At 70.1% G+C, this 25,515-nt stretch carries 24 protein-coding genes and 2 pseudogenes; 9 read left to right on the plus strand and 17 right to left on the minus strand.

What is annotated here, in order from left to right; all coding sequences use genetic code 11:
• Window positions 1-20 precede the first annotated feature (20 nt).
• From GLX30_RS09500 to GLX30_RS09520, 5 genes are all read left to right on the plus strand, one after another.
• Complete coding sequence (locus tag GLX30_RS09500; RefSeq protein WP_159685978.1) at window positions 21-1,082, plus strand: hypothetical protein; 1,062 nt, start codon at window positions 21-23, stop codon at window positions 1,080-1,082.
• Window positions 1,079-1,546, plus strand: a complete 468-nt coding sequence (locus GLX30_RS09505) for a hypothetical protein (RefSeq protein ID WP_159685981.1) — start codon at window positions 1,079-1,081, stop codon at window positions 1,544-1,546. Before GLX30_RS09500 ends, GLX30_RS09505 begins: the two co-directional genes overlap by 4 nt.
• A gap of 80 nt (window positions 1,547-1,626) precedes the next feature.
• The gene (locus tag GLX30_RS09510) at window positions 1,627-2,586 is read left to right on the plus strand and encodes a transglutaminase domain-containing protein (protein WP_159685984.1); all 960 of its coding nucleotides are present in this window, start codon (window positions 1,627-1,629) and stop codon (window positions 2,584-2,586) included.
• Window positions 2,583-2,831: a phosphopantetheine-binding protein gene (locus GLX30_RS09515; protein ID WP_159685987.1), complete on the plus strand. Its 249-nt coding sequence runs from the start codon at window positions 2,583-2,585 to the stop codon at window positions 2,829-2,831. The genes GLX30_RS09510 and GLX30_RS09515 overlap by 4 nt, the downstream gene beginning before the upstream one ends.
• 2 nt (window positions 2,832-2,833) lie before the next feature.
• Entirely contained in the window at window positions 2,834-4,357 is a 1,524-nt protein-coding gene (locus tag GLX30_RS09520; RefSeq protein WP_159685989.1) for an AMP-binding protein, read from the plus strand.
• A gap of 688 nt (window positions 4,358-5,045) precedes the next feature.
• Here the strand turns inward: GLX30_RS09520 and GLX30_RS09530 are convergent.
• From GLX30_RS09530 to GLX30_RS09540, 3 genes are all read right to left on the minus strand, one after another.
• Window positions 5,046-5,471, minus strand: a complete 426-nt coding sequence (locus tag GLX30_RS09530; RefSeq protein ID WP_244258092.1) for a PPOX class F420-dependent oxidoreductase — start codon at window positions 5,469-5,471, stop codon at window positions 5,046-5,048.
• An 867-nt stretch (window positions 5,472-6,338) separates the two neighbouring features.
• On the minus strand, window positions 6,339-7,667 hold the full coding sequence (locus GLX30_RS09535) for a TRAM domain-containing protein (protein WP_159685994.1): 1,329 nt from the start codon (window positions 7,665-7,667) through the stop codon (window positions 6,339-6,341).
• An 86-nt stretch (window positions 7,668-7,753) separates the two neighbouring features.
• On the minus strand, window positions 7,754-9,802 hold the full coding sequence (locus GLX30_RS09540; protein WP_159685999.1) for an APC family permease: 2,049 nt from the start codon (window positions 9,800-9,802) through the stop codon (window positions 7,754-7,756).
• 186 nt (window positions 9,803-9,988) lie between these two features.
• Between GLX30_RS09540 and GLX30_RS09545 the strand changes: the two genes are divergently transcribed.
• Both GLX30_RS09545 and GLX30_RS09550 read left to right on the plus strand, forming a co-directional pair.
• Window positions 9,989-10,657, plus strand: a complete 669-nt coding sequence (locus GLX30_RS09545) for a TrkA family potassium uptake protein (protein WP_159686004.1) — start codon at window positions 9,989-9,991, stop codon at window positions 10,655-10,657.
• Window positions 10,657-11,334, plus strand: a complete 678-nt coding sequence (locus GLX30_RS09550) for a TrkA family potassium uptake protein (protein WP_159686009.1) — start codon at window positions 10,657-10,659, stop codon at window positions 11,332-11,334. Before GLX30_RS09545 ends, GLX30_RS09550 begins: the two co-directional genes overlap by 1 nt.
• A 99-nt stretch (window positions 11,335-11,433) precedes the next feature.
• On the opposite strand, the gene GLX30_RS09555 is transcribed toward GLX30_RS09550, so the two are convergent.
• The 8 genes and pseudogenes from GLX30_RS09555 to GLX30_RS09590 form a co-directional block, all read right to left on the minus strand.
• Complete coding sequence (locus GLX30_RS09555) at window positions 11,434-12,171, minus strand: DUF3159 domain-containing protein (protein ID WP_159686014.1); 738 nt, start codon at window positions 12,169-12,171, stop codon at window positions 11,434-11,436.
• Window positions 12,172-12,174: 3 nt separating this feature from the next.
• Window positions 12,175-12,600 (minus strand): OB-fold nucleic acid binding domain-containing protein, encoded by a 426-nt coding sequence (locus tag GLX30_RS09560; RefSeq protein ID WP_159686019.1) that lies wholly within the window; start codon window positions 12,598-12,600, stop codon window positions 12,175-12,177.
• Between the two features lie 33 nt (window positions 12,601-12,633).
• Entirely contained in the window at window positions 12,634-13,317 is a 684-nt protein-coding gene (locus GLX30_RS09565; RefSeq protein WP_159686025.1) for a response regulator, read from the minus strand.
• A 62-nt stretch (window positions 13,318-13,379) separates the two neighbouring features.
• A complete protein-coding gene (locus GLX30_RS09570; RefSeq protein ID WP_159686028.1) occupies window positions 13,380-15,923 on the minus strand; it encodes a sensor histidine kinase KdpD in 2,544 nt (847 codons plus the stop codon).
• A gap of 149 nt (window positions 15,924-16,072) precedes the next feature.
• Window positions 16,073-16,801: an ABC transporter ATP-binding protein gene (locus GLX30_RS09575; RefSeq protein ID WP_159686033.1), complete on the minus strand. Its 729-nt coding sequence runs from the start codon at window positions 16,799-16,801 to the stop codon at window positions 16,073-16,075.
• Between the two features lie 173 nt (window positions 16,802-16,974).
• Window positions 16,975-17,753, minus strand: a pseudogene (locus GLX30_RS09580) (DUF3710 domain-containing protein).
• A 1-nt stretch (window position 17,754) separates the two neighbouring features.
• Entirely contained in the window at window positions 17,755-18,267 is a 513-nt protein-coding gene (gene dut, locus GLX30_RS09585) for a dUTP diphosphatase (RefSeq protein ID WP_159686038.1), read from the minus strand.
• Window positions 18,267-18,830: a PaaI family thioesterase gene (locus GLX30_RS09590; RefSeq protein WP_159694953.1), complete on the minus strand. Its 564-nt coding sequence runs from the start codon at window positions 18,828-18,830 to the stop codon at window positions 18,267-18,269. Before GLX30_RS09590 ends, dut begins: the two co-directional genes overlap by 1 nt.
• Before the next feature lie 114 nt (window positions 18,831-18,944).
• Here GLX30_RS09590 and GLX30_RS09595 point away from each other — a divergent pair, with 114 nt between their 5' ends.
• A complete protein-coding gene (locus tag GLX30_RS09595) occupies window positions 18,945-19,403 on the plus strand; it encodes a DUF3093 domain-containing protein (protein ID WP_159686042.1) in 459 nt (152 codons plus the stop codon).
• An 18-nt stretch (window positions 19,404-19,421) separates the two neighbouring features.
• On the opposite strand, the pseudogene GLX30_RS09600 reads toward GLX30_RS09595, so the two are convergent.
• From GLX30_RS09600 to GLX30_RS09615, 4 genes and pseudogenes are all read right to left on the minus strand, one after another.
• Window positions 19,422-20,407, minus strand: a pseudogene (locus GLX30_RS09600) (hypothetical protein).
• A gap of 13 nt (window positions 20,408-20,420) precedes the next feature.
• On the minus strand, window positions 20,421-20,717 hold the full coding sequence (locus GLX30_RS09605; protein ID WP_005310959.1) for a DUF4193 domain-containing protein: 297 nt from the start codon (window positions 20,715-20,717) through the stop codon (window positions 20,421-20,423).
• A gap of 378 nt (window positions 20,718-21,095) precedes the next feature.
• Window positions 21,096-22,328, minus strand: coding sequence for an ATP-binding protein (locus GLX30_RS09610; protein WP_159686047.1), 1,233 nt, complete (start codon window positions 22,326-22,328; stop codon window positions 21,096-21,098).
• Between the two features lie 4 nt (window positions 22,329-22,332).
• Complete coding sequence (locus GLX30_RS09615) at window positions 22,333-22,986, minus strand: response regulator transcription factor (protein ID WP_005310963.1); 654 nt, start codon at window positions 22,984-22,986, stop codon at window positions 22,333-22,335.
• A gap of 300 nt (window positions 22,987-23,286) precedes the next feature.
• Here GLX30_RS09615 and GLX30_RS34310 point away from each other — a divergent pair, with 300 nt between their 5' ends.
• Window positions 23,287-23,454 (plus strand): hypothetical protein, encoded by a 168-nt coding sequence (locus GLX30_RS34310; RefSeq protein WP_167306803.1) that lies wholly within the window; start codon window positions 23,287-23,289, stop codon window positions 23,452-23,454.
• 72 nt (window positions 23,455-23,526) lie between these two features.
• Here the strand turns inward: GLX30_RS34310 and GLX30_RS09620 are convergent, their stop codons facing one another.
• Both GLX30_RS09620 and GLX30_RS09625 read right to left on the minus strand, forming a co-directional pair.
• Window positions 23,527-24,327 (minus strand): inositol monophosphatase family protein, encoded by an 801-nt coding sequence (locus GLX30_RS09620; protein WP_159686051.1) that lies wholly within the window; start codon window positions 24,325-24,327, stop codon window positions 23,527-23,529.
• Window positions 24,328-24,338: 11 nt separating this feature from the next.
• A complete protein-coding gene (locus GLX30_RS09625; protein ID WP_159686055.1) occupies window positions 24,339-25,466 on the minus strand; it encodes a ferrochelatase in 1,128 nt (375 codons plus the stop codon).
• Between the last annotated feature and the right edge of the window lie 49 nt (window positions 25,467-25,515).

Here is a 25,515-nt window from a genome sequence, read left to right on the forward strand (position 1 = left end):
CGAAAAGGGAGAACCCAGAGATGAACCTTGCCGACCTCCCCGAGGGATTCTGGACCTTCTACTGCCCCCTTGATGAGGAAACCGGCGCCGACGCGGAACGCCTGAGTGCCAACAGCGCCGCCTGGGCGCAGAAGTTCGACCTGGGCCTCGGCGATGCGAACCTTGCCTCGCTGTACGGGGCGGGAGGGGCCAGCCTGATCACCCATGCGTTCCCCCACGCCACCACGGACCCCGACCTCGCGCAGGCCCTGGCCGACTACAGCGCCTGGGCCTTCATGACCGACGACTTCATCGTGCCCGACCCGAACGCCAGAGCCGACATCCTCCACACCGTCTACCGCTGGGCGCACACCATGCAGGTTCCGCGTTCCTGGGAGAGCCAGGGAACCCACCTCGACGACGCGCTGCGCAACGTCCTCGAGCGTCTGCGCGCCTGCATGAGCGATGTCCAGTACGAACGGTTCACCACCGCACAGGCCGGCTGGCTGCACGCCATGCTCTGGGAGAGGGCCTTGCGCGAACGCGGCACCGCTCTGACGGTCAACGACTACCTGGCCGTGCGCATCGGCGCCGTCGGCGTCCACGCCACTCTCGGCTACCTCGATGCGGTCGAAGGCACCGAGATCACCGCCCAGGAATGGTCCTCGCCCCCAGTGAAAGCAGCAGTCGAAGCAAGTCTCTTCGCTGCCGCTCTGGACAACGACCGCTACTCCTTCTGCAAGGAGAGCGACCTGGCGCAGGTCAATTACAACCTCTTCGGCGCACTCCAGCACGAACACCCTGACTGGACCCTTGCGCAGGCCATGATCGAGGGCATCGCGATCCGCGACACCATGCTCGCGCTATATCTCCGTCTGCGTGAGCAGATTCTTCCCACTGCCAGCCCGGACCTGCGCAAGTACCTCACCGGCGTGGAGCGGGTGGTCAGCGGCGACATCACCTTCGGCACCACCTGCATGCGCTACTTCGCCCCCGAAGCCGCCCCGCACATCCAGCGCACCTTCACGCCCCCCGCGCACCTGAGTGATGAGCCGCTGCCGTACCCGACCATCGCCTGGTGGTGGGAGCACATCACGCCATGACAGCGCCCTGGCGTGCCACGCACCCGCGCAGGGCCCTGGCAGTGCTGTGCACCGGACTGTTCCTGATCGGCCTCGACGTCACCGGCATGAACGTGGCCCTGCCCAGCCTCCAGTCAGATCTGGAGGCCGGTCAGCAGGGTCTGCTGTGGATGGCGGACGCCTACAGCCTCGCGCTGGCCTGCTGCGCCCTGACGGCCGGAATGTGGAGCGATACCCAAAGCCGGCGCCGCGCCTTCGCTCTCGGACTGGCCCTGTGCGGAACGGCCGAGGTGGCCGGAGCCCTGACCTGGGGACGATGTTCTTCCGGGACCCTGACGGAGGTGCGCCCCAGCTGTAGGAGGTTGACCCCTGATGGCGAATCCGATGAGCGCGAGTGCCTGCGCCGGCGGACCGCTCGGCCTCGGCGCGTCACTCCACCACCCGCGAGGGGCCACCGGCAGCCGGAGGACAGGAAGTTGCGTTGACAGGGGGCCAGCCCTTACTGGAGGCTGCTCACACTATGCACGCACCCAGTATCACAGCGTTACACGCTTTGGCCTCGGGGTTGGGCCGTTTCCGCTTTATCCCGCCCGATGCAGCGCACTACGACATGGGTGTAGCCGCTGCCGCCGCTCTGCTGAACACGCGGCCCGAGAACATCCTCGAGCTGGTGGAGCGCGGCATGCCCTTTCGGTATCAGCCGGGTGTCGGTCCGCTGTTCGACCTGGCGGATGTGATGAATGTGGGGAACAACAGCCGCTCGGGCAGGACGGCTCCGGAGCTCACCGCCATGTTCCTCATGCGCTTCTCCGCCGACCCTGGCCGCGGGTGGCTCGACGCCAAGAAGTGGATGGTGACGGTCAGTGTGCCGGACGACCGTCCGGGCCGGTATCAGTTGAGCGACGTGGACGCGACCGGTGCGGGGATCGCCTCTCTCACCCCTGAGGGCGTCGGCTGGGTGGTCGTCGGCTCCGGGACGGGGACCCTGCGCTATCAGACCGCGGTCCAATTGACCGGTACGTTCGACCGGGTGCGTGACGCGCGTGCCGGAGACGTGTACCAGCAGATGCTCGACGATCTGTACGGGGGCAGGGTCACCTATCAGGTCGTCAGCGAGGCTCTGCGGCTCGATCACCACCGGGCGTGGGAACTCGGCATGGCCGACTGCATGGTGGTGAGCCGGGTGATCGCCGACCGGCTTCGCGGCCATGGCCTGGCCGCTCGTGCCCGGCGGGGACTTCTGCTCGGTCCGGTCGGTAGCGAGCACGCTTGGTGCGAGGTATGGGAAGACGGCCGCTGGAAGGCCGTCGATGTGGGGTTCGCCTACAACCCCACCGGGCGGCCCTGGATGCACCGGCCGGCGGCAACGGATGAATTCGCGGCTGCTTGCTTCGGGAGCCGGTTCAACCGGCTTCTGCCGTGCGCGGCCCCGGACGCCGCTTCCCTGATCCTTGACCGGCTGGAGGGCCGGCCCCGCGCAATGAACAGCCTCATCAGCGCCACCGCCTGGAATGGAGCAGCATGACCTCTCCCGACGACTTCACCCGGGCGCGCATCCTCGTCAAGGAATGCCTGGACCTTCCCGCACTCGCAGACACCATCGGTGACCAGGAGGTCCTCGTACTGGCCGGTGTGAACTCCGGGGAGCTCATCAGGGTGGTGCAGCGGTGCGAGGAAGCCCTCGGCCGGACGCTGAACGATGACGAGCTGACCGGCATCGATTCGATCGCGGCCGTTGCCGCACTGCTGAGCGACGGAAGGGCCGGCTGACCGTGTGGCTCCAACAGCTTCTGCACCGCAAGGAGACCCGCTCGCCGCAGGCTTTGGCCCTGCGCGACCAGCGGCGTGACGTCACCTGGGCACGCCTCGGGGATGACGCGCGAGCCTTGGCCGGCGCCATCGGACAGCATGTCCCGCCAGGCGGCCGAGTCGTCCTGCTGACGGCGAACAGGGTGGAGCTGATCGAGGCACTGTTCGCCTGCGCCCTCACCGGCACGATCGCCGTGCCCGTCAATCCGGTCCTGGTCGACCGGGAGTTGGGATACATCCTTGACCGAGTCGGCGCCCAGTGCGCGATCGCCGACCAAGCCGGTCGCAGTCGTCTGGCCTCCATGCAGCCGGCCCTGGTGACCAAGCCGATCGAAGAGGTTGCCGCCTGGCCGCAAGCGCCGACAGGGCGAACCAGCGAGTTCGACGGTCACACGGGCGGCGCGCTGACGGACCCCTTCGTCATCCTCCATACCTCGGCAACCACGGGACTGCCCAAGGGCGCTGTCTGCGATCAGCGATACCTCCAGTTCCAGGCGCTGTCCTGGTTGGCCGAGGTACGACCGGACCCTGGTGCGGTGTTCCTCAACGCGGGGCCGCTCTCCCACGGCAGCATGGTGATCGCACTGAACTACCTCGCCGCCGACGGCACGCTGTGCGTGCTCGACCAGTTCTCGCCGCACACGTTCCTCGGTGCCGTCCGAAGGTGGCGGGCAGAGCACACCTTCCTCGTCCCGGCCATGCTGAAGCTGCTGTTGGAAAGCCGACGGCTGACCGACTCCGACCTGTCATCCCTGCGCCTGATCCTGCACGGTGGCGCGCCCTGTCCCAAGGACCTGGCCGACCGCGCCAAGGCGGTGCTCGGCATCCCGCTGCACACGATCTTCGGCATCACCGAAGCGAGCGGCCCGGCGCTCTCTTGTCGACCCGATGACCAGCCCGGCACTGCCGCCCTGCCCGGAGCGACGTGTGCCGGCCTCCCCATGCCGGGATTCACGGCTCGCATCGCCAACCAGGACGGAACCGTCGCACCGCCAGGTACGGTCGGCACTCTCCACCTGCGCTGCGACGGGCTGATGCAGGGCTACTGGAACGATCCGGAAGCCACCGCCCGAGCGCTGGCGAACGGCTGGCTCAACACAGGAGACCTCGGGTACCGCGACGAGCACGACTACGTGTGGCTGGTCGACCGGCGAAGCGACCTCATCCTGCGCGGCGGCCAGAATGTCTACCCCGCCGAAATCGAGCACGTCCTCAGGCCACTGCCGTGGGTGGCCGAGGTCGCCGTCGTCGCCTCCCCATCACCCCACTGGGGCCAGACCCCAGTGGCCTTCATCGAGCCCCTCGCGGGAGCCGCATTCAACGAGCGGCAGCTCATCAGCACCTGTGTACGCGAACTGGCCGGCTACAAACGGCCCAGCCGCTTCGTCCGGGTTGACGCGATGCCGCGCAGCAGCCAGGGCAAGCTGCTGCGCCGCGCGCTACGGGAGCGGGCGGCAAACGCCGAACTCACCGGCGAATCCCCATGACCGCTGTCGCTGGGACCGTTCGCTTCGAAGAGGCCGCGCGGGTGACGGTGGTGCCGTGCGCCGATGGTCGCATCGCTCTGTGTACAACCACTGCAATCGCAGCCGCAGAAGACCCAGGAGCCCGGGCTCGTGACCGGCGACGTGCCGAGCACGCGGCGGGACAGCACGCGCTCATCACGAGCCTCGCCGCTCTGGGCGTACACACCGGGCCACCGGATCGGCGGCCGGACGGCTCGCCCCGGCCACCGGCCGGCACGCTGGTATCCATCAGCCACCGCTTCCCCTATGCCGTGGCCGCTGCTTGGAAGCCACATGGCGGGCCTCCACGGCGCTGCCGGATCGTCGGCGTGGGCGTGGACATAGAACACGAGGGGACCATCCCGGAGAACGCCATGCATCTGGTGTGCTCACCGGTCGAACGCTCGGCATTGTGCGACAGCTCCGGATGGGCCAATCCCACACGCCTGTTCAGCGGCAAGGAAGCAGCTTACAAAGCCGACCCCCAATGGCGGTCCCAACGCTTCGCCCCCCGCCGCCTGCCGTTGAGCCCTCTGGGCCCGCGACTCGCACTGGCTCAGCCGGCGGCCGGTCGCGCCGCGGACGCCACCTCAGTAGTCGCCTCACGTGAGGTCGACGGCTACTGGATCTCTCTGTGCATCGCTCTCACCACAGCACGACCCGGCCGACCCTACTGGTAGCGCCAGGCGACGACCTCCTCGACACGTACGCGGACAACGACAGCGCCCGGCTTGGCGTGCGCCATGACCGCCACCTTGGCGCGGTCGGCACCGAGGTACCGCGTTCCCAGTACATGCAGCGACCTGCGCACCGCCACCGGGTCGCTGTCCACTGTGGCCCTCCCCCGCAGCATCACGTACCTGAACGGCGGTCGTTCATCGTCCACACAGACGGCAACCCGCGAGTCACGCAGCATGGCCTTCGCCTTGACCGTACTCATGTCCGTACTGAAGACCATGTCACCGCCCTCAAGCGTGAAGCAGACGGGTGTGACATGGGGACTGCCGTCCGCACGCTTCGTGGCCAGCTTGGCCGTCCGCGTCCCCTCCAGAACGAACGCCCTCCACTCGTCCTCCTCCATACGCATGGCACTCATGGACCGCCCCTCTCCTCGGAGTCAACCAGTCCGGCGGGGTACAAACGATCTCTGTTGGCCGACGGTCACGGCCCAACTCCACCCAGCGCCGCTCGCGCGGGACACCCGGCCAGCCACCATCCCCGGCTCACCACGACCCACTTCGCTACCGCCCGCAGCACGCCCGGCACCTGCCGGGCGGGTGGCCGCCAACTCCGACCGGGCACCGGATACCTCGGCGGCGTGGGAGCCACCGCCGTTACCCGGCTCGGCGGACGGCGCTGCTGAGCGCAGGTGACCCGAAGGCGCCCGCTCCCCGGCCACACCCCCAGCGCAGGGCGAGGGGATGCCCTCCCCGGTCCACGGATTCAGCCCAGCCGCGTCCCCGCAGTCAAAGGGGGTGGCCGGCGCACCGTCAGCGCCGCTCCGGTAGCGGGCAGATCCACTCCACCAGGCACGCCCCGGCCCCAGCGCCGGATGGGCGGCCCTCACCAGGAGGCCGGTCAGCGGACTCGCCGAAGCGCAGCGATCGCATGGCAGAACCAGCGGTTTGCTCAGTGGTGTCAGCACCGGGGGTGACCTGCGGCGGAGCGTCAGCGGTGCTGAGCTGGAGCCCGCCGAGCGGGTCGCGCTCGACCAGGGGAATGACCGTACGGCGCGGCCAGGGCTGCACCCTGCGCGTCAACGCCGTTCCTGCCGTGCACCGACAACTCCTTGCCCGCTGCCAGCCGCTCGACGGCGCCCAGCCTCCCGGCGGTCCCAGCACAGCGCAAGGCCCGACGCGAATACGAGAACCGGGTCAGCACACCCGCGCCCTGGCCATGATCGTTCTCAGCGCCAACCGCTGTACCGATGTTCCCCGTGGCCGACGCACGCAGAACCCGCAGGTCAGGCGCCCTTTGTGGCCGGTTCGAGGATCGCCACGCACTCCACGTGGTGGGTCATCGGGAACAGGTCGAACGCCCGCAGCGTCCGCGGCTTGTAGCCCGCCTCGGCGAAGTACGCCAGGTCGCGCGCCAGCGCCGCCGGGTCGCAGGCCACGTAGGCGATGCGGCGGGCGCCGAGCCCGGCGAGATGGCGGACCGTCTGCTTACCGGCGCCCGCGCGGGGCGGGTCGAGGACGATGAGGTCGACGCTGTCGATGCCCGTACGCGGAAGGACGGCCTCGACCTTGCCGTGCTCGACGCGCACACGGTCGAACTGCTGGAGGTTGTGGCGGGCGTCCTCCACCGCGCGCTTACTGGTCTCGATCCCGAGCACCGCGCCCTTGTCGCCCACCCGGTCGGCGAGCGCGCCCGCGAAGAGGCCGACGCCGCAGTAGAGGTCGAGCGCCATGTCGCCCTTGCGGGGCAGCAGTCCTTGCATCACGGCGCGCATCAGGGTGTCGGCGGCCTGCGGGTGGACCTGCCAGAAGCCGCCGTTGCCCACCCGGTGGGTGCGCTCGTCGGCGCGCTCCCGCACGAAGGCGCGGCCGTGGACCCGGTGCACGCCGCCGTCCTTCTCGTCGACACGCAGCACGGACACGGGCCTGTCGAGTTCGACGAGCGGCAACCGTGCGCCGGGGCGCGGGGTGAGGATGACCTGACGGTCACCGGAGCCGGAGGCGGCAATGGCCTCGACGGTCGCCATGCCCTCCCACAGGCGCTCCTCGATGCCGAGCTCGCTCACGCCCTGCGCGGCGATCATGCAGTGCTCGATCGGCTCGACCTCGTGCGAGCGGTGGCGGCGCAGGCCGACGTGGCCGGCGTCGTCGATGGCGTACTGGACGCGGGTGCGCCACTGCGGGACCTGGCCGGGCGGCAGCTTGTCGCCCTCGGCCGGCATGACGGTGCCGTCCCAGCCGGCCTCTTCGGGGGTCAGACCCGCGAGGCGCTGGAGCTGCTCGGCGATCACCTCGCCCTTGAGGCGGCGCTGGGCACCCGGCTTGGCGTGCTGCCAGTCGCAGCCACCGCACTTGCCCGGGCCGGCGTACGGGCAGGGCGCCTCGACCCGGTCCTTGGAGGGCTCGAGCACGCGCACCGCGTCCGCACGCAGGAAGCGGGAGCTCTCCTCGCCCTCGGTGACGCGGGCGACGACCTTCTCGCCGGGGAGCGTGTGCCGTACGAAGAGCACACGCCCTTCCTCGGTGCGGGCGATGCAGTGGCCGCCGTGCGCGACCGGGCCGACCTCGACCTCGTACTCCTGCCCGACCAGCGACGTCTCGGGTGCGTTCTGCATGGTGGGGTGACTCCAGAGATCAAAGGGGTGCGGCACTACGGGCGAAAGAACAACGACCGACCAGTCTACGTCCGCCGCGGAGTGCCTCACGCCTTGCCGCTCGGCTCCTTCGGCCGGCGGTCCACCGGACCGCGCCGCACGGAGCCCGGGGCGTTCCAGTCCTGACGCTTCCTGGCGCGCTGCTTCGCCGCCTCGGACGACGCCAGCTGGTACGGCACCGACGTCACCATCACGCCGGGCGTGAACAGCAGCCGGCCCTTGAGCCGCAGTGCGCTCTGGTTGTGCAGCACGTGCTCGTACCAGTGGCCGACCACGTACTCCGGGATGACCACGCTGACCACGTCGCGCGGGCTCTCGCGGCGCAGGCCCTTCACGTATTCGATGATGGGCCGGGTGATCTCGCGGTACGGCGAGTCGAGGACCTTCAGAGGCACGTTGATCCCGCGCCGCTCCCACTCGGCCTGCAGCTCCTTGGTCTCCGCCGGGTCGACGCTGATGCTGACCGCCTCGAGCCGGTCGAAGCGCATGGCCTTGGCGTAGGCGATGGCGCGCAGGGTGGGCCGGTGCACCTTGGAGACGAGCACGATCGCGTGGACGCGGGACGGGCGCACACTGTCGTCGCCCGGCTCCTCCGGTGCGGCGATCTCCTCGGCGACCCGGTCGTAGTGCTTACGGATCGCGCTCATGGTGCCGTAGAAGATCACCATGCCGAGCAGGGCCACCCAGGCGCCGTGGGTGAACTTGGTGGCGAGCACGACGACGAGCACGAGGCCAGTGAAGAAGGCGCCGAACGTGTTGATCGCCCGGGAGCGGATCATGTGGCGGCGCTTGGCCTTGTCCCGTTCCGTCTTCAGGTGCCGGTTCCAGTGCCGGACCATGCCGGTCTGGCTGAGGGTGAAGGAGACGAACACGCCGACGATGTACAGCTGGATCAGCTTGGTCGAGTCGGCTCCGTACAACCAGACCAGCAGGATCGCGGCGCCCGCCAGCAGCACGATGCCGTTGGAGAAGGCGAGGCGGTCACCACGGGTGTGCAGCTGCCGCGGCAGGTAGCGGTCCTGCGCGAGGATCGAGCCGAGCAGCGGGAAACCGTTGTACGCGGTGTTCGCGGCCAGGAAGAGCACCAGCGCGGTGGCGGCGGCCAGCAGCACGAAGAAGAAGGTGCCGTCGCCGAAGACGGCGGCCGCGACCTGCGAGATCACCGGGTGCTGGACGTAGTCGGGGCCGACCGGGACGCCGTTCGCGATCAGGTCCTTCGCGGGGAACTCCGCCATCTTGACGTCGGTGGCCATGGCCAGGCCGATGATGCCGCAGAACATGGTGACGGCCAGGGCGCCCATCAGCAGCAACGTCGTCGCGGCGTTCCTGCTCTTCGGCTTGCGGAAGGCGGGGACGCCGTTGCTGATGGCCTCGACGCCGGTCAGGGCGGCACAGCCGGAGGAGAACGCGCGCAGCAGCAGGAAGAGCAGAGCGAATCCGGCGAGGCCCTCGTGCTCCGGCTTGATCTCGTAGTCGGCGGTCGGTGCGCGCATCGATTCGTCGAGGACGATGCCCTTGAAGGCGCCCCAGGCGATCATGAGGAACACGCCGGCTACGAAAACGTATGTCGGAATGGCGAAGAGCTTGCCCGATTCCTTCACACCGCGCAGGTTCATCAGTGTGAGCAGAACGATTATCCCGATGGCGCAGAGCACCTTGTGCTCGACGACGAACGGAATCGCGGAGCCGAGGTTCTCCACTCCGGAGGAGATGGAGACGGCGACGGTCAGGACGTAGTCGACCAGCAGGGCGCTGGCGACGGTGAGGCCGGCCTTCGGGCCGAGGTTGGTGTTGGCGACCTCGTAGTCGCCCCCACCGCTCGGATACGCGTGCACGTTCTGCCGGTACGACGCGACGACCGTGAACATCAGCACCACGACGGCGACCGCGATCCACGGGCTGAAGTGGTACGCCGACACACCCGCGATGGACAGGACCAGCAGCACTTCGCCCGGCGCGTATGCCACGGAGGACAACGGGTCGGAGGCGAAGACGGGGAGGGCGATGCGTTTCGGGAGAAGCGTCTCCCCCAGCTTTTCACTGCGCAGCGCCCGGCCGATCAGGATCCGTTTGGGAACGTCGGTCAGTTTGGACACGCTGAGGATCGTAAGCGCTCGATATGAGCCAAGCCCAACCGGAGAGGCCCGACCTGCGGGATCTTAACGCTTCCCATTCGCCCGGCCCTCTCGGCGGACCGTGCGTACCCGGTCCGGGCCGGGGTCTGAGACCCTGTATTGCCTTGTAAGGCTTGTACCGCAACTGATTGAGCCGGAAGGACGGTCGTGCACATCGTCATCATGGGATGCGGGCGAGTGGGAGCCGCTCTCGCGCAGACCCTGGAGCAGCAGGGACACACGGTCGCCGTCGTCGACCGGGACCCCACCGCCTTCCGCCGTCTGGGATCCGGGTTCGGCGGCCGCCGTGTCACCGGAGTCGGCTTCGACCAGGACACGTTGCGTGAGGCGGGCATCGAGGACGCCGGTGCGTTCGCCGCGGTCAGCAGCGGCGACAACTCCAACATCATCGCCGCGCGGGTGGCACGCGAGATGTTCGGCATCGAGAACGTCGCCGCCCGTATCTACGACCCCCGGCGAGCCGAGGTCTACCAGCGTCTCGGTATCCCGACGGTCGCCACCGTCCGCTGGACCGCCGACCAGATGCTGCGCCGGCTGCTGCCGTCCGGGGCGGAGCCGCTGTGGCGCGATCCGAGCGGTGGTGTCCAGCTGGCCGAGGTCTACACGTCACCGGCGTGGATCGGCCACAAGGTCAGCAGGCTCCAGGAGGAGACCGGGGTGCGGGTCGCGTTCCTGACCCGGCTGGGAGAGGCGATCCTGCCGACCTCGCAGACCGTGCTGCAGGAAGGTGATCTTGTGCATGTGATGATGCGCACGGACGAGATCGCGAAGGTCGAGGAGGCCTTCACGGAGGGTCCTGAGGAGGGCGGTCACTGATGCGTGTCGCAATCGCGGGCGCCGGTGCGGTGGGCCGTTCCATCGCGGGCGAACTTCTGGAGAACGGGCACGAGGTCCTCCTCATCGACAAGGCGCCCACCGCGATCTCGGTGGAGCGCGTGCCGCAGGCCGAGTGGCTGCTGGCCGACGCCTGCGAGATCACGTCGCTGGACGAGGCGGCGCTTCAGCGCTGCAACGTGGTGATCGCGGCGACCGGCGACGACAAGGTCAACCTTGTCGTGTCGCTGCTCGCCAAGACCGAGTACGCGGTGCCGCGCGTGGTGGCGCGGGTCAACAACCCGAAGAACGAGTGGCTCTTCAACGAGTCCTGGGGCGTCGATGTCGCCGTCTCCACGCCGCGCCTGATGTCGGCGCTCGTGGAGGAGGCGGTGAGCGTCGGCGACCTGGTGCGTCTGCTGCGCTTCAGCCACGGTGACGCGAACCTGGTCGAGCTGACGCTGCCGCCGGAGTCGGCGCTGGCGGGGACGGTGGTGGGCGACGTGGCGTGGCCGGAGGACACCTCGCTCGTCACGATCATCCGTGGTTCGCGGGTGCTGACGCCGAGCCCCGAGGAGACGCTCGAGGCGGGCGACGAGCTGCTGTTCGTGGCGGCGCAGGCCCGGGAGGAACAGCTGGAGGACCTGCTGTCCGTCCGCCGCGAGGTCCCGCCGGCCTGACCGCACGTCCCGTTGACGCCCCGGGGGCGCGTCCACCCTGGTGAGGGTGGACGCGCCCCGGGGTGCGTTCGCCGCGTGGCCGCGCGGGCGGCGGGCGGTCTACGCCTCGCGCTCCGCGGCCTGCTTGCGGGCCTCCTCGGCCCGTTCCTCCGCCTCCATCTCCGCGAAGACGTCGATGGGCGGCGGGGCCTTCGCCAGGAAGACCCAGGTGAGATAGACCGCCAGCAGGAACGGCGGGATCTTCAGCGCGACCAGGACCCAGCCGAGCTGTGTCGTGTCGGCCCACCAGTACAGCGGGAAGAGGATCGCGCACTTGGCGAGGAGGATCAGACCCCACGCCCAGCTGGCCTTGGCATATGCCTTCTTACGGCCGGGGTTGCGGGTGCGCCAGGAGAGGTTCTCCTTGAAGACCGGCCCGAGCATCAGGCCGATCAGCGGGACGCCGGCCAGCGTGGTCACGATGTAGGCCAGTGCCAGGCCGAGCGTGTAGAGCATGCCCGGCAGGTAGAAGTCCTTCGCGTTGCCGGTCATCATCGCGAACACGACGCCGAAGGCCACGCCGAAGACTCCGCTGAAGGCGTGCTTGACGGTGTCCTTGCGGATCAGCCGGACGGCGACGAGCACCAGGGCGACGGCGAGGGCCGCGATCGCCGAGAGGTGCAGGTCCTTGTTGACCGTGTAGATCGAGACGAAGAGCAGGCCCGGCAGGACCGTCTCCACCATGCCGCGCACGCCGCCGAAGGCCTCGAACAGCGCGGCCTCCGTCACGGTCTTCACATCCGCGTCGGTGTCCTGCTGGTCGTTGGTCGTAGGGGTCGGCTTGTCGACAGACGCCACCGGCTACTCCTGTCCGAGTGGTCGGAGTTCGTATTTGGGATTGAACAGCACCCGGCGGCCGTGACTCATCGAGACCCGGCCGGAGGCGATCAGTCTGCGGCCCGGCTCTATGCCCACGATGGAACGGCGGCCGAGCCAGACCACGTCCAGCGGGGCCGTACCGTCGAAGAGCTCCGCCTCCAGCGCGGGCACACCGGCCCGCGGACGCAGGGTGACCGTGCGCAAGGTACCAGCGACCCTGACGATCTGGCGGTCACCGCATTCGGAGATGCGGGTACACCCCGATGCCTGTGCGTCCTCCTGGAGCTCCTCGGACTCGAGGTCCTGCTGTGAGCTGGAGAGCCGGTCGAGCATGCGCCGGAAGCGGCCGGCCGGTCTGGCCGCCGACTCCTCCTTCGCCGCCTTGGCGGAACGGGGTACAGCACTCATGCAGAAAGCCTACCGGCCCGCACCAGGGCCGGATCAACGTTCGAAGCGGTATCCCATACCTGGCTCGGTGACGAAGTGCCTCGGATGCGACGGATCGGCCTCCAGCTTGCGGCGCAGCTGGGCCATGTAGACGCGAAGGTAGTTCGTCTCGGTGCCGTACGAGGGGCCCCAGACCTCTTGGAGCAGCTGCTTCTGGCTCACGAGGCGACCGGTGTTGCGCACCAGGACCTCCAGCAGATGCCACTCGGTGGGCGTGAGGCGTACGTCACGGCCGTCCCTGTGCACCTTCTTCGCCGCCAGGTCGACGGTGAACCCCTCGGTCTCGACGGTGGTCATGTCGTCCTCGCCGCCGACGGGCTCCGCCCGTCGGACCGCGGCGCGCAGCCGAGCGAGGAGTTCGTCCATGCCGAAGGGCTTGGTGACGTAGTCGTCGGCCCCGGCGTCGAGCGCCTCGACCTTCTCGTCGGACGAGTGACGTGCGGACAGGACGAGGATCGGGACGCGCGTCCAGCCGCGCAGCCCCTTGATCACTTCGACCCCGTCCATGTCGGGCAGCCCGAGGTCGAGAACGACGACGTCGGGGTGGCGTGCCGCGGCCGTTTCGAGGGCACCGGCCCCGTCGGAGGCCGCGTCCACCTCGTACTTGCGTGCCTTCAAGTTGATCACGAGCGCGCGAACTATCTGCGGCTCGTCGTCGACCACGAGCACCCTGGTCATGTGCTGCCCGCCTTTCCGCCCCTGTGGGCTGCTGTCACTGCCGGTCGCCGGATACGGGCCGCTCATGACGTGACCTCTGCCGCGAGTCCAGCCGCGGTCGCGCCGTGGCCGGACACGGCCGTGAGGGTGAGGACCATGGTCATGCCGCCGCCGGGCGTGTCCTCCGCGGTCAGCGTGCCGCCCATCGCCTCCATGAACCCGCGGGCGACGGCGAGTCCGAGACCGACGCCCGCACCGCGCGGGGCGTCACCGTAACGCTGGAACGGTTCGAAGATCCGCTCCTTCGCGTCGTCGGGCACCCCGGAGCCGCGGTCGGCGACCCGCAGTTCGACCCGGCGCCCCAGGGAGCTGGCGGCGACCGTGACGGGGACGGTGTCGGGGCTGTACTTGACGGCGTTCTCGACGATGTTGGCCACGGCCCGCTCGAGCAGCCCGCGGTCCACGGCCACCATCGGCAGCGACTCGGGGATGTCCAGCTCCACGCTCTCCGCCGGGACGCCCACGAGCGCCAAGGGGATCACCTCGTCGAGCGACGTCTCACGGATGAGAGGGGTGACGGTCCCGGTCTGCAGACGGGACATGTCGAGCAGGTTGCCCACCAGGTGGTCGAGGCGGTCGGCGCCCTCCTCGATCCCGGCCAGCAGCTCGGCCTCGTCCTCGTCGGACCAGGCGACGTCGTCGGACCTCAGCGAGGTGACCGCCGCCTTGATGCCGGCCAGCGGGGTACGCAGGTCGTGGCTGACGGCGGCGAGCAGCGCCGTGCGTATCCGGTTGCCCTCGGCGAGCTCCCTCGCCTGTTCCGCCTCCCCCACCAGCCGCTGCCGGTCCACGACGACGGCCGCCTGCGTGGCGAAGGCCGCCAGCACCCGCCGGTCCTCCGCGGGCAGCACCCGGCCGGAGAGCGCCATGGCCATACGGTCACCGACCGGCATGTCCACGTCCGCGTCGTCGGGCCGGGTCGCGGGGCGGGGGCCGACGCTCGCCGTGCAGGTCCACGGGTCGACGTCGCTCTCGCGCTCGAGCAGGGCGACGGACTCCATGGCGAACGTCTCCCGTACCCGCTCCAGCAGGGCGTCCAAGGCGGTGTCGCCGCGCAGGACGCTGCCCGCGAGGAACGAGAGGATCTCGGACTCGGCCTTGAGCCTGGCGGCCTGGTGGGTGCGGCGTGCGGCGAGATCCACCACGGAGGCCACCGCCACGCCCACAGCGAAGAAGATCACGATGGCGACCAGGTTCCGCGGCTCCGCGATGTCGAGGGTGTGGGTCGGCGACGTGAAGAAGTAGTTCAGCACCAGGGACCCCACGGCGGCGGAGGCCAGCGCCGGCAGCAGCCCGCCGAGCAGGGCCGCGATCACCGTCAGGAAGAGGAAGAGCAGGACGTCGTTGGCGAGACCCGGCCCGTTCTCGAGGCTGGTGAGCAGCAAGGTGAGCAGGGCCGGGCCGGCCACGCCGACCAGCCAGCCGCCGACGATCCGGGAGCGGCCGAGCCGGCTCCCGCGGGAGCCCGGCAGCCCCCGACCCTTGCCCGCCTCGTCGTGGGTGACGATGTGGACGTCGAGGTCGGGGCCGGAGTCGCGGGCGACGGTGGCGCCGACGCCCGGCCCGAACAGGTACTGCCAGGCCTTGCGGCGGCTGGAGCCGAGCACGACCTGGGTGGCGTTGACGCCGCGCGCGAACTCGAGCAGCGCGGAGGGCACGTCGTCGCCGATGACATGGTGGAAGGTGCCGCCGACGTCTTCGACGAGGGTGCGCTGCACGGCGAGTTCCTTGGGCGAGGCGGACGTCAGTCCGTCGCTGCGGGCGATGTAGACGGCGAGGACCTCGCCGCCCGCGCCCTTCTCCGCGAGCCGGGCCGCGCGCCGGATGAGGGTGCCGCCCTCGGGTCCGCCGGTGAGACCGACGACGATGCGCTCGCGGGCCTGCCAGGTGGAGCGGATGTTGTGCTCACCGCGGTACTGCTGGAGGTACTCGTCCACCCGGTCGGCGAGCCACAGGAGGGCCAGCTCCCGCAGCGCCGTGAGGTTGCCGGGACGGAAGTAGTTCGACAGCGCCGCGTCGACCTTGTCCGGCTGGTAGATGTTGCCGTGGGCCATCCTCCGGCGCAGGGCCTGGGGCGCCATGTCGACGAGTTCGATCTGGTCCGCCCTGCGGACCACCTCGTCCGGGACGGTCTCCCGCTGCCGCACACCGGTGATCGTCTCGACGACGTCGCCGAGCGACTCCAGATGCTGGATGTTGACGGTCGATATGACGTCCGTCCCGGCCGCGAGGAGCTCCTCCACGTCCTGCCAGCGCTTGTTGTTGCGTGAGCCGGGGACGTTGGTGTGGGCGAGTTCGTCGACGAGTGCGACCGCGGGGCGGCGTTCGAGTACGGCGTCGATGTCCATCTCGGTGAGGACGGCGCCCCGATGGGTGATCTCCCGGCGCTCGATCTGTGTGAGGCCGTCCAGGAGGCGCGCGGTGCGGGGGCGGTCGTATGTCTCGACGAGCGCCACCACGCAGTCGGTACCGCGTTCCGCACGGCGGTGTGCCTCGGACAGCATCGCGTACGTCTTGCCGACGCCCGGTGCCGCGCCGAGGTAGATCCGTAGCTTGCCGCGTCCCATGGCCTCATTGTCTTTCGAACACTGCGTTGCGCAGCGTCGACCTTACGTCGAAAGAAACGAGCGAACCGGACGGTCCTGGACCACGGGGTGCGTATTGACGCGATTCTGATACGGCGCCGCGACCCGCTCCCGGCTCCTCCCGGGCCTGGTCAGGCTTCGACGATCTCGCCGTCGGCCAGTTCCAGTACGCGGTCGGCGAGGCCCAGGAGCTGAGGGTCGTGCGTGGCGACGAGGGCCGTCACGTTCTCGCTGCGGACGACCGCGCGCAGCAGTTCCATCACGGCCAGTCCTGTCTCCGCGTCGAGCTGTCCGGTCGGCTCGTCGGCGATGAGCAGCTTGGGCCGGTTGGCGAGCGCGCGGGCGATGGCGACGCGCTGCTGCTGTCCGCCCGACAGCTCGCCCGGGCGCTGGGCGGCGTGGTCGGCGAGGCCCACCAGGGCGAGCAGGAGCGCCACGCGCTCCTCCCGCTCACGAGGGTCCGCCTTGCGCAGCCGCATCGGCACACCGACGTTCTCCGCCGCGCTCAGGATCGGGATCAGCCCGAACGACTGGAAGATGAAGCCGATCCGGTCGCGCCGCAGCTCGAGCAGGCCGTTCTCGCCGAGCTCGGAGAGGTCGGCGCCGTCGACGGTGATCCTCCCCTGGTCCGGGGTGTCGAGACCGCCGACCAGGTTGAGCAGCGTGGTCTTGCCGGAGCCCGACCGGCCTTTGAGTGCGACCAGTTCGCCCCGCGGGATCTCGAAGGAGACACCGCGCAGCGCGTGTACCGCAGCGGCTCCCGTGCCGTACGAGCGGTGCAGGTTCTCGATCCGCACCATGGGCCGCGACGCGTCGTCGACGACGGCCGTGCCGGACTGTGCGCTGCTGCTCTCGGTCATCTGGACGTCCCCCCGTGCCGGATCGTGTCCGGCACAGTATGTGCAGGGGCCATGCGCCCGGGCAACGGTCGCGCGGGAACCCGAGGGGAGCCGTGCGGAACGGTCCGTGGGCCCGCACCCCTGGGGTGCGGGCCCACGGGCCATACGCAGTCGTACGAGGTCGCCGACGACTGTCAGCGCACCTCGGTGATCTCGGGGCCGCGCTGGAGCTGGCCCATGCCCCGGAGAACCGGGAACCTTCCTGCTCCTCCTGCTGGACGCCCTCGGGCACCATCTGCGCGTCGTCCGGCAACTTGAGGACGATCGGGTCGCGAGGCGCCATCGGGCCGTCGCCGCGCACCACGACGGTGTCCCTGAAGATCTGCTCGAGCAGACCGGCCGCCTGCGGCTGCACCGCGCCCTGCCCGGAGATCACTCCGCGCAGGAACCAGCGGGGGCCGTCGACGCCGACGAAGCGCACCAGTTGCACACCGCCGGTGCCGTCCGGGAGCTGTACGGGCACCTGGGCGCGCAGCTCCCAGCCGAGCGGGCCCTCGACCTCGTCGATGATGCCGCCCTGCTGGGTGATACCGGAGGCGATCTCCTCGCGGACCTCGCCCCAGATGCCCTCCTTCTTGGGCGCCGCGAAGGCCTGGAGCTGTACGGCGCTGTCCCGCAGCACGACGGTGGCCGCGACGATGGCGTCACCGGCGACCTCCACCCGCAGTTCCATGCCCTCGACCCCGGGCACGAACAGGCCGCCGAGGTCGACCCGGCCCTCGCCGGGCCTGGAGACCTCGGAGACGTCCCAGGGGCCGTCGGGCCGGGGCGCCGGCGGGAGGTTCACCCGGCGGGCGCCGCTGTCCCCGGCTTCCGTGCCGAGCTCGGCAGACTCGTCGGCGACTCGCTCGGTGCCGTCCGCTGCGTCCGCCGCGTCCCCGGCGGAACCACTCTTCTTGCGACGTCCGAACACGTCACTGTCCTTCCCGGTCGGATACGACCGAAGCGTATCGATTCCCACCCGTAGAGCCGTCCACGGCGGCATGACCGCCGGTGGACCCGAAGCCCCCCTCGGCCCGCGCAGATCCGGGAAGCTCCGCCACCTCGTGGAAGCGCACCTTCTCGACCTGCTGGACGACCAGTTGGGCGATCCGGTCGAACCGTTCGAACCGCACGCTCTCGCGTGGATCGAGATTGACCACGATCACCTTGATTTCCCCACGGTACCCGGCATCAATCGTCCCTGGGGCATTCACAAGGGCGACTCCGCAGCGGGCGGCGAGCCCGGACCGGGGGTGAACGAAGGCCGCGTACCCGTCGGGCAGGGCGATCGACACTCCGGTGGGCAGCACGGCGCGCTCGCCGGGGGCGAGTTCGGCGGCCTCGCACGTCACCAGATCGGCACCCGCGTCGCCCGGGTGACCGTAGGTGGGAAGCGGCACTTCGGGGTGCACACGGCGGATGAGCACGTCGACGGGATCACGCATCAGGGGTTCACCTCGAAGGCGCGTGCGCGCCGGACCTGGTCGGGGTCGGCCATCGCGGCCTGGATCTCGGCGGGGCGGCCGTTCTCGATGAAGTGGTCGACCTTGACCTCGATGAACAGGGCGGACGCCCGCACGGCCACCGGCCCGTCGGGGCCTCCGATGCGTCCGGTGGCGGTCGAGTAGATCTTGCGGCCGGCGACGGCGGTGACCTCGGCGTCGAGGTGCAGCACGGTGTCGACCGGCACGGGCCGCACGAAGTCGGTCTCGAGCTTGCCGGTGACCGCGATGACCCGCAGCAGCCAGTTCAGCGAGCCGAGCGTCTCGTCGAGCGCGGAGGCGAGCACGCCGCCGTGCGCGAGACCGGGGGCGCCCTGGTGCGCGGCCTTGACGGTGAATTCGGCGGTGACGCGGACGCCTTCCTGTGCCCGGGCCTCGAGGTGCAGGCCGTGGGGCTGCTCCCCGCCGCATCCGAAGCAGTGCCCGTAGTGCGCGCCGAGAAGTTCACCCGGGGCGGGCGCATCGGGGTGCCGCACCGGTGCCGTGGCGTCGGCCGGCGGGGTCAGGGCCGAGGAACCGGCCGGGGGTACGGGGGTCGCCCCCGGGAGTTCGCGTTGCTCACAGGCGCAGACCTTACCCGCGCGGCTACCCGCCGGTCGCACCGTGCCAAGCTTGGATTCATGCAGCCTTCCGCCCCGCAGTACGCAGAACGTCTGACCGCGCCCCGATCCTGGTGGGCCGTCACCGCCCTCGTCGCCGTCTCCGGCGGTCTGATCCTGCTGCCGCTGGGGACCCTGCCGATGCTGGGCGGGGTGATCGCCGCGGGCGCGCTGGCGTCGGCGCTGGTCAGCTCCTACGGCTCCGCCCGTATCAGGGTGGTGGCCGGCTCCCTCGTCGCCGGGGAAGCGAGGATCCCGGTCTCAGCGCTCGGTGAGGCCGCCGTGCTCGACGCGGAGGAGGCGCGGGCCTGGCGGTCCCACAAGGCCGACCCTCGGGCCTTCATGCTGCTGCGCAGCTACATCCCGACGGCCGTACGGATCGAGATCACCGATCCGCAGGACCCGACGCCGTACGTCTATCTGTCGACACGGGACCCGCAGGCACTGGCCGCCGCCCTGACGGCCGTCCGCGCGGCGTAGGGCCTGCTCCGCCGCCGGTCAGACCTGGTCCGGCCCCAGGGGCAGCTCCGGGTGCCGCAGGGGCTGCTGCGGCTGCTCCAGGGGCGGCAGCGGGGGAAGGGCGTCCCACGGGACCTGCCTGGCGCGCAGGTCGGCCCGGATGCGGTTGGCGAGCTTCCTGGTGTCACGGCGGTTCATCACCGCGCCGACGGCCGCGCCGACCATGAACGGCATCAGGTTCGGAAGATTGCGCACCATGCGCTTCATGATCTGCTGGCGCAGCTGGCGCTTGAGCTGACCGCCCATCGAGGCGTTGTACGTCGAGGGCTTGGTGACCTCGATCCCGCGCTCCTGCGACCAGGAGTTCAGATACAAGGTGCTGCGCTCCGTGAGTCCACCGGGCGGCCGCACCCCGTAGACCTCGTGAAGCTCGGCGATGAGCTTCAGCTCGATGGCGGCGACGCCGACGATCTCCGCCGCGAGCTCGGTCGGCATCGCCGGCGGCACGGGCATCATCGCGGCGGCGCCGATTCCGGCGCCCACCGTGGAACTGGCATTGGCCGCTCCCGCGACCAGCTTGTCGGCAAGCTGCTCGGGGAGAGGCCGGGAAACTGCCTGCGCAGTTTCTCCAGGTCACGCACCGGGACGCGCGGCGCGTTGTCGATCAGCATGTCGGCGATGTGCGCGAGCGCCGCCTTGGCGCTCTCCTTGCTCCTCACGAGCCTGGTGCGCGCGCCCTGTCCCCGCCGGACGAGGCCCGCCCTTGCGCTCTCGCCGCCCTTGACGACGCCCTTGGTGACCGTGGCCAGGCGTCGGGCCCTGGTCGGGGACCCTGCCTGACCGGCTGTCCCGAGCGAGGCCGGCAGGCCTCGCTCCACACCCTCGGTCGCGTCGTACGGCAGCAGAGCGGACGAGTCCTCCGCGGACGCCGCAGCGTCCGGTGAGGGGCCCGTACCGCCCTGGTGCGCCTCCGGCTGTCCATGACGCCGGAAGCGCCGCTTCCCGGACGGTTTCTCGCCTGCCACTGGCGGCCCTGCCTCAGTCGCAGTCGCGGCAGATGGGCTGGCCGTTCTTCTCGCGCGCCAGCTGGCTGCGGTGATGCACGAGGAAGCAGCTCATGCAGGTGAACTCGTCGGCCTGCTTGGGCAGGACCCGGACGGCGAGCTCCTCGTTGGACAGGTCGGCCCCGGGGAGCTCCATGCCCTCCGCGGCCTCGAACTCGTCGACGTCGACGGTCGAGGTGGACTTGTCGTTCCGCCGGGCCTTCAGTTCCTCAAGGCTGTCCGAATCGACGTCGTCGTCGGTCTTGCGTGGGGTGTCGTAGTCCGTTGCCATGTCGCTCTCCCCCTCTGGGTGGTTGCGGTGTCTCAGCGCACGTAACGCGTGAGAGGCCGGACTTGTGCCCGACCTGAGGCGGAGATTTTGCCTCACATCAAGGTCTGTTACTCAATCGACACCCAACCGGACCCCCGAGAGTGATCGGGTTGGATGGCGATGGGGACCGTACACGGTCCGCAGGCGTGCTTCACGGGCGCCACCCCGTGTACTTCCCGTGATGTCACCCCCGGAAACCCGGGCTTTTACCGGCTTTCCGCACGATCATCGATCACGGAGGGTAGACGGATCCGATTCCTCCCCTGTGATTGATCGCACATGGATTCGTCGGATGCGGTTTCCGAAAATTCCGCTTAAAGCGAACATCGGGCGGGAAACTCAGACCGGAAGAGTGACACGCATCACCAGCCCGCCTCCTTCGCGCGGCACCGCGGCGATACGGCCCCCGTGTGCGCGGGCCACCGATCGCGCGATGGAGAGGCCCAGGCCGACCCCCTTGTCACTGCCCGTGCGCTCCTGGCGGAGGCGCCTGAACGGCTCGAAGAGGTTGTCGATCTCGTAGGCGGGAACCACCGGTCCGGTGTTGGTCACCAGCAGGACCGCCTGGCCGTGCTCGACCTCGGTGGCCACCTCCACCCAGCCTCCCGGCAGGTTGTACCGGACGGCGTTCTGCACGAGGTTCAGCGCGATCCGCTCCAGCAGCACGCCATTGCCCTGGACGACCGCGGCCCGGCGCTCCCCGCGCACCTCCACACCCTTCTCGTCCGCCTCCGAGCGGACCTGGTCCATGGCGCGTGAGGCCACCTCCGCCAGGTCCACCGGCTTGCGCTCGACGATCTGGTTGTCGCTGCGGGCGAGCAGCAGCAGGCCCTCGACCAGCTGCTCGCTGCGCTCGTTGGTGGCCAGCAGCGTCTTGCCCAGCTGCTGGAGCTCCACGGGAGCTCCCGGATCGGACAGGTGCACCTCGAGCAGCGTGCGGTTGATCGCCAGGGGCGTACGCAGTTCGTGCGAGGCGTTGGCCACGAACCGCTGCTGCGCGGTGAAGGCCCGCTCCAGGCGGTCCAGCATCTCGTCGAAGGTGTCGGCGAGCTCCTTGAGCTCGTCGTCGGGTCCGTCCAGCTCGATCCGGCGCGAGAGGTCGGAACCGGCCACCTGGCGCGCGGTGCGGGTGATCCGGCCCAGCGGCGACAGCACCCGGCCGGCCATCGCGTAGCCGAAGGCGAAGGCGATGATGCTCAGGCCGAGCAGGGCGAACAGGGAGCGGCGCAGCAGGTCGTCCAGCGCCAGCTCGCGCTGGTGCTGGAGACAGGCGGAGACGGCCTGGTTGAACTGCTCGCCGGAACCCTCCTCCGGGAGGGTGCACCAGTCCGTGGTGGGCTGCACCTTGCCCTCGACGATCTTGAACGGCAGATCGGCGACGCCGACGTGCAGCGCCTGCGCGGTGAAGAGATAGATGATCGACAGCAGCAGGATGCCCGCGATCAGGAACATCCCGCCGTACAGCAGCGTGAGCCGTATCCGGATGGTGGGGCGCAGCCAGGGGCGGACCGGTTCCCTGGGGTCCCAGGTCGGTTTCGGGGGCGCCTCCGGCGGCGCGGGAACGCTGGCCACGCGCTCAGATCCGGTAACCGGAACCGGGCACCGTGACGATCACGGGCGGTTCGCCGAGTTTGCGGCGCAAAGTCATCACGGTCACCCGCACCACATTGGTGAACGGGTCCGTGTTCTCGTCCCAGGCCTTCTCCAGCAGCTGCTCGGCCGAGACGACCGCGCCCTCGCTGCGCATCAGGACCTCCAGGACCGCGAACTCCTTGGGGGCCAGCTGGATCTCCCTGCCGTCCCTGAAGACCTCGCGGCGGTTCGGATCGAGCTTGATGCCGGCGCGCTCCAGCACCGGCGGCAGGGGCACCGTCGTACGCCGCCCGAGGGCACGCACACGCGCGGTGAGCTCGGTGAACGCGAACGGTTTGGGCAGATAGTCGTCGGCGCCGAGCTCCAGGCCTTCCACGCGGTCGCTCACGTCCCCCGAGGCCGTCAGCATCAGCACCCGGGTCGGCATGCCCAGCTCGACGATCCTGCGGCAGACGTCGTCCCCGTGGACCAGGGGGAGGTCGCGGTCGAGCACCACCACGTCGTAGTCGTTGACCCCGATGCGCTCGAGGGCGGCGGCGCCGTCGTACACGACGTCGACCGCCATGGCCTCCCGGCGCAGTCCGGTGGCCACCGCATCGGCGAGCAGCTGCTCGTCCTCGACGACGAGTACGCGCACGTCGCTGTCCTCTCTCGGGAGCCCCGTCACGGTGACCGGGCAGGTCTGGGCACTGACTGTGCGGCTCCATCCTGCCCGTTACGCGCGTAAACCGGCTGTAAGGCGAACAGGCTCGACAACCGCATCGCGGAATAAGGAGGATTTCCGGGACAGTTGAGGTTTCCACCCGGGAAGGCCTGGGGAGGACGACTGCACATCCCGATCACGCCCTGTGTGTGGCGCACCACGACCTGTTCCAGGGTTGATCAACCCACCGTCGGCACACCCCCGTGCCACCGACCCACGACGAGGGGGCGCATCATGGACGCTTTCACTGCCGGACTGCTGCAGCGCATAAAGGCCGCCGAGGACGACCTGACGGTCGCCCGGGAGACTGGTGACGACTTCCTCGCTGACGTCGAGCAGGCGGAGCTGGACGATCTCCACCGCCTCGCCGCCGAGCACGGGGTGAAGCTCACCGCGGCCTGATCTCCGACCGTGCTGCACCGAGGCCCGGCCCCGCGAAGCGGGTCCGGGCCTCTGGCGTAGCCGGCGCGCCGCTCAGTCGTGCCACGCCCCCAGTTCCTCCAGCAACGCCTGCAACGGCTCGAAGACCCCCGGCACCGCCGCCACCGTCAGGTCCCCGGACGGTCCGTCCCCAGGCCGGCCCCCGGTCAGCGCGCCGCCCTCGCGGGCGATCAGGTCGCCCGCGGCGAGGTCCCACGGGCTGAGCCCGCGCTCGTAGTAGCCGTCCAGGCGGCCCGCCGCCACGTCCGCCAGGTCGATCGCCGCCGAGCCGCTGCGCCGGATGTCGCGCAGTTGCGGGATCAGCCGCTGGGCGACGTCCGCCTGGTGGGTGCGGACGGTGTGGACGTAGTTGAAGCCGGTCGAGACCAGGGCCTGGTCCAGCGGGGGCGCCGGCCGGCACCGTACGGGCCGGTCGTTCAGGAACGCGCCCCCGCCCCGCACCGCGTGGAAGGTCTCGCGCCGCACAGGGGCCTCGACGACGCCGACCACGGTCTCGCCGTCGAGCTCCGCGGCGATCGAGACGGCCCAGGTGGGCAGCCCGTACAGGTAGTTGACGGTGCCGTCGAGCGGGTCGATGACCCAGCGCACACCGCTGGTGCCCACCGTGGCCGCGCCCTCCTCGCCGAGGAAACCGTCGTCCGGGCGGTGCTCGGAGAGGAAGCCGGTGATCAGCTTCTCCGCCGCGATGTCCATCTCGGTGACGACGTCGATGGGGCTGGACTTGGTCCTGGCGACGCCCAGGTCGTCCGGGCGGCCGTCCCTCAGCAGGGCGCCGGCCTTCCGGGCGGCCTCCAGGGCGAGGGGCAGCAGTTCGGACGTCAGCGGGTCGGTCACAGGGGTCTCCTTCACGCGTACGGGCTGTCGGCGCCTGCCGCCGCGGGCTTCGGCGCGCGGGCCGGGCAGCATCCGACAGGGCAGAGGTCGTGGCTCGGGCCGAGCGCTCCGAAGGCGCAGCGTTCCGCCGGGATGCCGCGCTCGACGGCGGCCCGTTCGAGGAGGAGGTCGCGCACGGCGCCGGCGAACCGCGGGTCGGCGCCCACGGTCGCCGAGCGGCGCACCGGCAGGCCCAGTTCCGCGGCCTTCGCGGTGGCCTCCGTGTCGAGGTCGTACAGGACCTCCATGTGGTCGGAGACGAAACCGATCGGGACCATGACGGCGGCCGGCGCACCGGCGGCGTGCAGGCTCTCCAAGTGGTCGCAGATGTCCGGTTCCAGCCAGGGGATGTGCGGGGCGCCGCTGCGTGACTGGTAGACGAGCTCCCAGGGGTGTGCGACGCCGGTCTCGTGGGCGACGGCCTCGGCGACGGTCCGGGCCACGTCGAGGTGCTGACGGACGTAGGCGCCGCCGTCCCCGTGCTCGGCGGCGGGGCCGGAGGCGTCGGCCGCAGAGGTCGGGATCGAGTGCGTGGTGAAGGCGAGGTGCGCACCGGCGCGGACGTCTTCCGGCAGGTCGGCGAGGGAGGCGAGAACGCCGTCGATCATGGGCCGTACGAAGCCGGGGTGGTTGAAGTAGTGCCGCAGCTTGTCGACGCGTGGCAGTTGCCGCCCCTCCGCCTCCAGAGTCGCCAGCGCGTCCGCGAGGTTCTCCCGGTACTGGCGGCAGCCGGAGTACGAGGCGTAGGCGCTGGTGGTGAGGACGGCGATACGCCGGTGTCCCGCCTCGGTCATCTCGCGCAGGGTGTCGGTGAGATACGGCGCCCAGTTGCGGTTGCCCCAGTGGACCGGCAGGTCCGGCCCGTGCTCGGCGAAGTCCTTGCGAAGGGCTTCGATCAGCGCCCGGTTCTGGTCGTTGATGGGGCTGACGCCGCCGAAGAGGAAGTAGTGCTGCCCCACTTCCTTCAGCCGTTCCTTCGGGATGCCTCGGCCGCGGGTCACGTTCTCCAGGAACGGGACCACGTCGTCCGGGCCTTCGGGGCCGCCGAACGAGAGCAGCAGAAGGGCGTCGTAAGGCGCTGGGTCACGCAGATCGGACATGGGGTCGATCCTGCCACCCGGCTCCGACAGCGGAAAAACCGCGGTGCGC

The sequence above is a fragment of the Streptomyces sp. Tu 2975 genome, from assembly GCF_009832925.1.
Taxonomy (GTDB): Bacteria; Actinomycetota; Actinomycetes; order Streptomycetales; family Streptomycetaceae; genus Streptomyces.

Bases quoted from the DNA above. Each gene is read 5' to 3' on its own strand.
- GLX30_RS09500 (WP_159685978.1), top strand. From the start codon at position 21: ATGAACCTTGCCGACCTCCCCGAGGGATTCTGGACCTTCTACTGCCCC.
- GLX30_RS09505 (WP_159685981.1), top strand. From the start codon at position 1,079: ATGACAGCGCCCTGGCGTGCCACGCACCCGCGCAGGGCCCTGGCAGTG.
- GLX30_RS09515 (WP_159685987.1), top strand. From the start codon at position 2,583: ATGACCTCTCCCGACGACTTCACCCGGGCGCGCATCCTCGTCAAGGAA.
- GLX30_RS09530 (WP_244258092.1), bottom strand. From the start codon at position 5,471: ATGAGTGCCATGCGTATGGAGGAGGACGAGTGGAGGGCGTTCGTTCTG.
- GLX30_RS09535 (WP_159685994.1), bottom strand. From the start codon at position 7,667: ATGCAGAACGCACCCGAGACGTCGCTGGTCGGGCAGGAGTACGAGGTC.
- GLX30_RS09550 (WP_159686009.1), top strand. From the start codon at position 10,657: ATGCGTGTCGCAATCGCGGGCGCCGGTGCGGTGGGCCGTTCCATCGCG.
- GLX30_RS09560 (WP_159686019.1), bottom strand. From the start codon at position 12,600: ATGAGTGCTGTACCCCGTTCCGCCAAGGCGGCGAAGGAGGAGTCGGCG.
- GLX30_RS09565 (WP_159686025.1), bottom strand. From the start codon at position 13,317: ATGACCAGGGTGCTCGTGGTCGACGACGAGCCGCAGATAGTTCGCGCG.
- GLX30_RS09570 (WP_159686028.1), bottom strand. From the start codon at position 15,923: ATGGGACGCGGCAAGCTACGGATCTACCTCGGCGCGGCACCGGGCGTC.
- GLX30_RS09575 (WP_159686033.1), bottom strand. From the start codon at position 16,801: ATGACCGAGAGCAGCAGCGCACAGTCCGGCACGGCCGTCGTCGACGAC.
- dut (WP_159686038.1), bottom strand. From the start codon at position 18,267: ATGCGTGATCCCGTCGACGTGCTCATCCGCCGTGTGCACCCCGAAGTG.
- GLX30_RS09595 (WP_159686042.1), top strand. From the start codon at position 18,945: ATGCAGCCTTCCGCCCCGCAGTACGCAGAACGTCTGACCGCGCCCCGA.
- GLX30_RS09605 (WP_005310959.1), bottom strand. From the start codon at position 20,717: ATGGCAACGGACTACGACACCCCACGCAAGACCGACGACGACGTCGAT.
- GLX30_RS34310 (WP_167306803.1), top strand. From the start codon at position 23,287: ATGGACGCTTTCACTGCCGGACTGCTGCAGCGCATAAAGGCCGCCGAG.
- GLX30_RS09625 (WP_159686055.1), bottom strand. From the start codon at position 25,466: ATGTCCGATCTGCGTGACCCAGCGCCTTACGACGCCCTTCTGCTGCTC.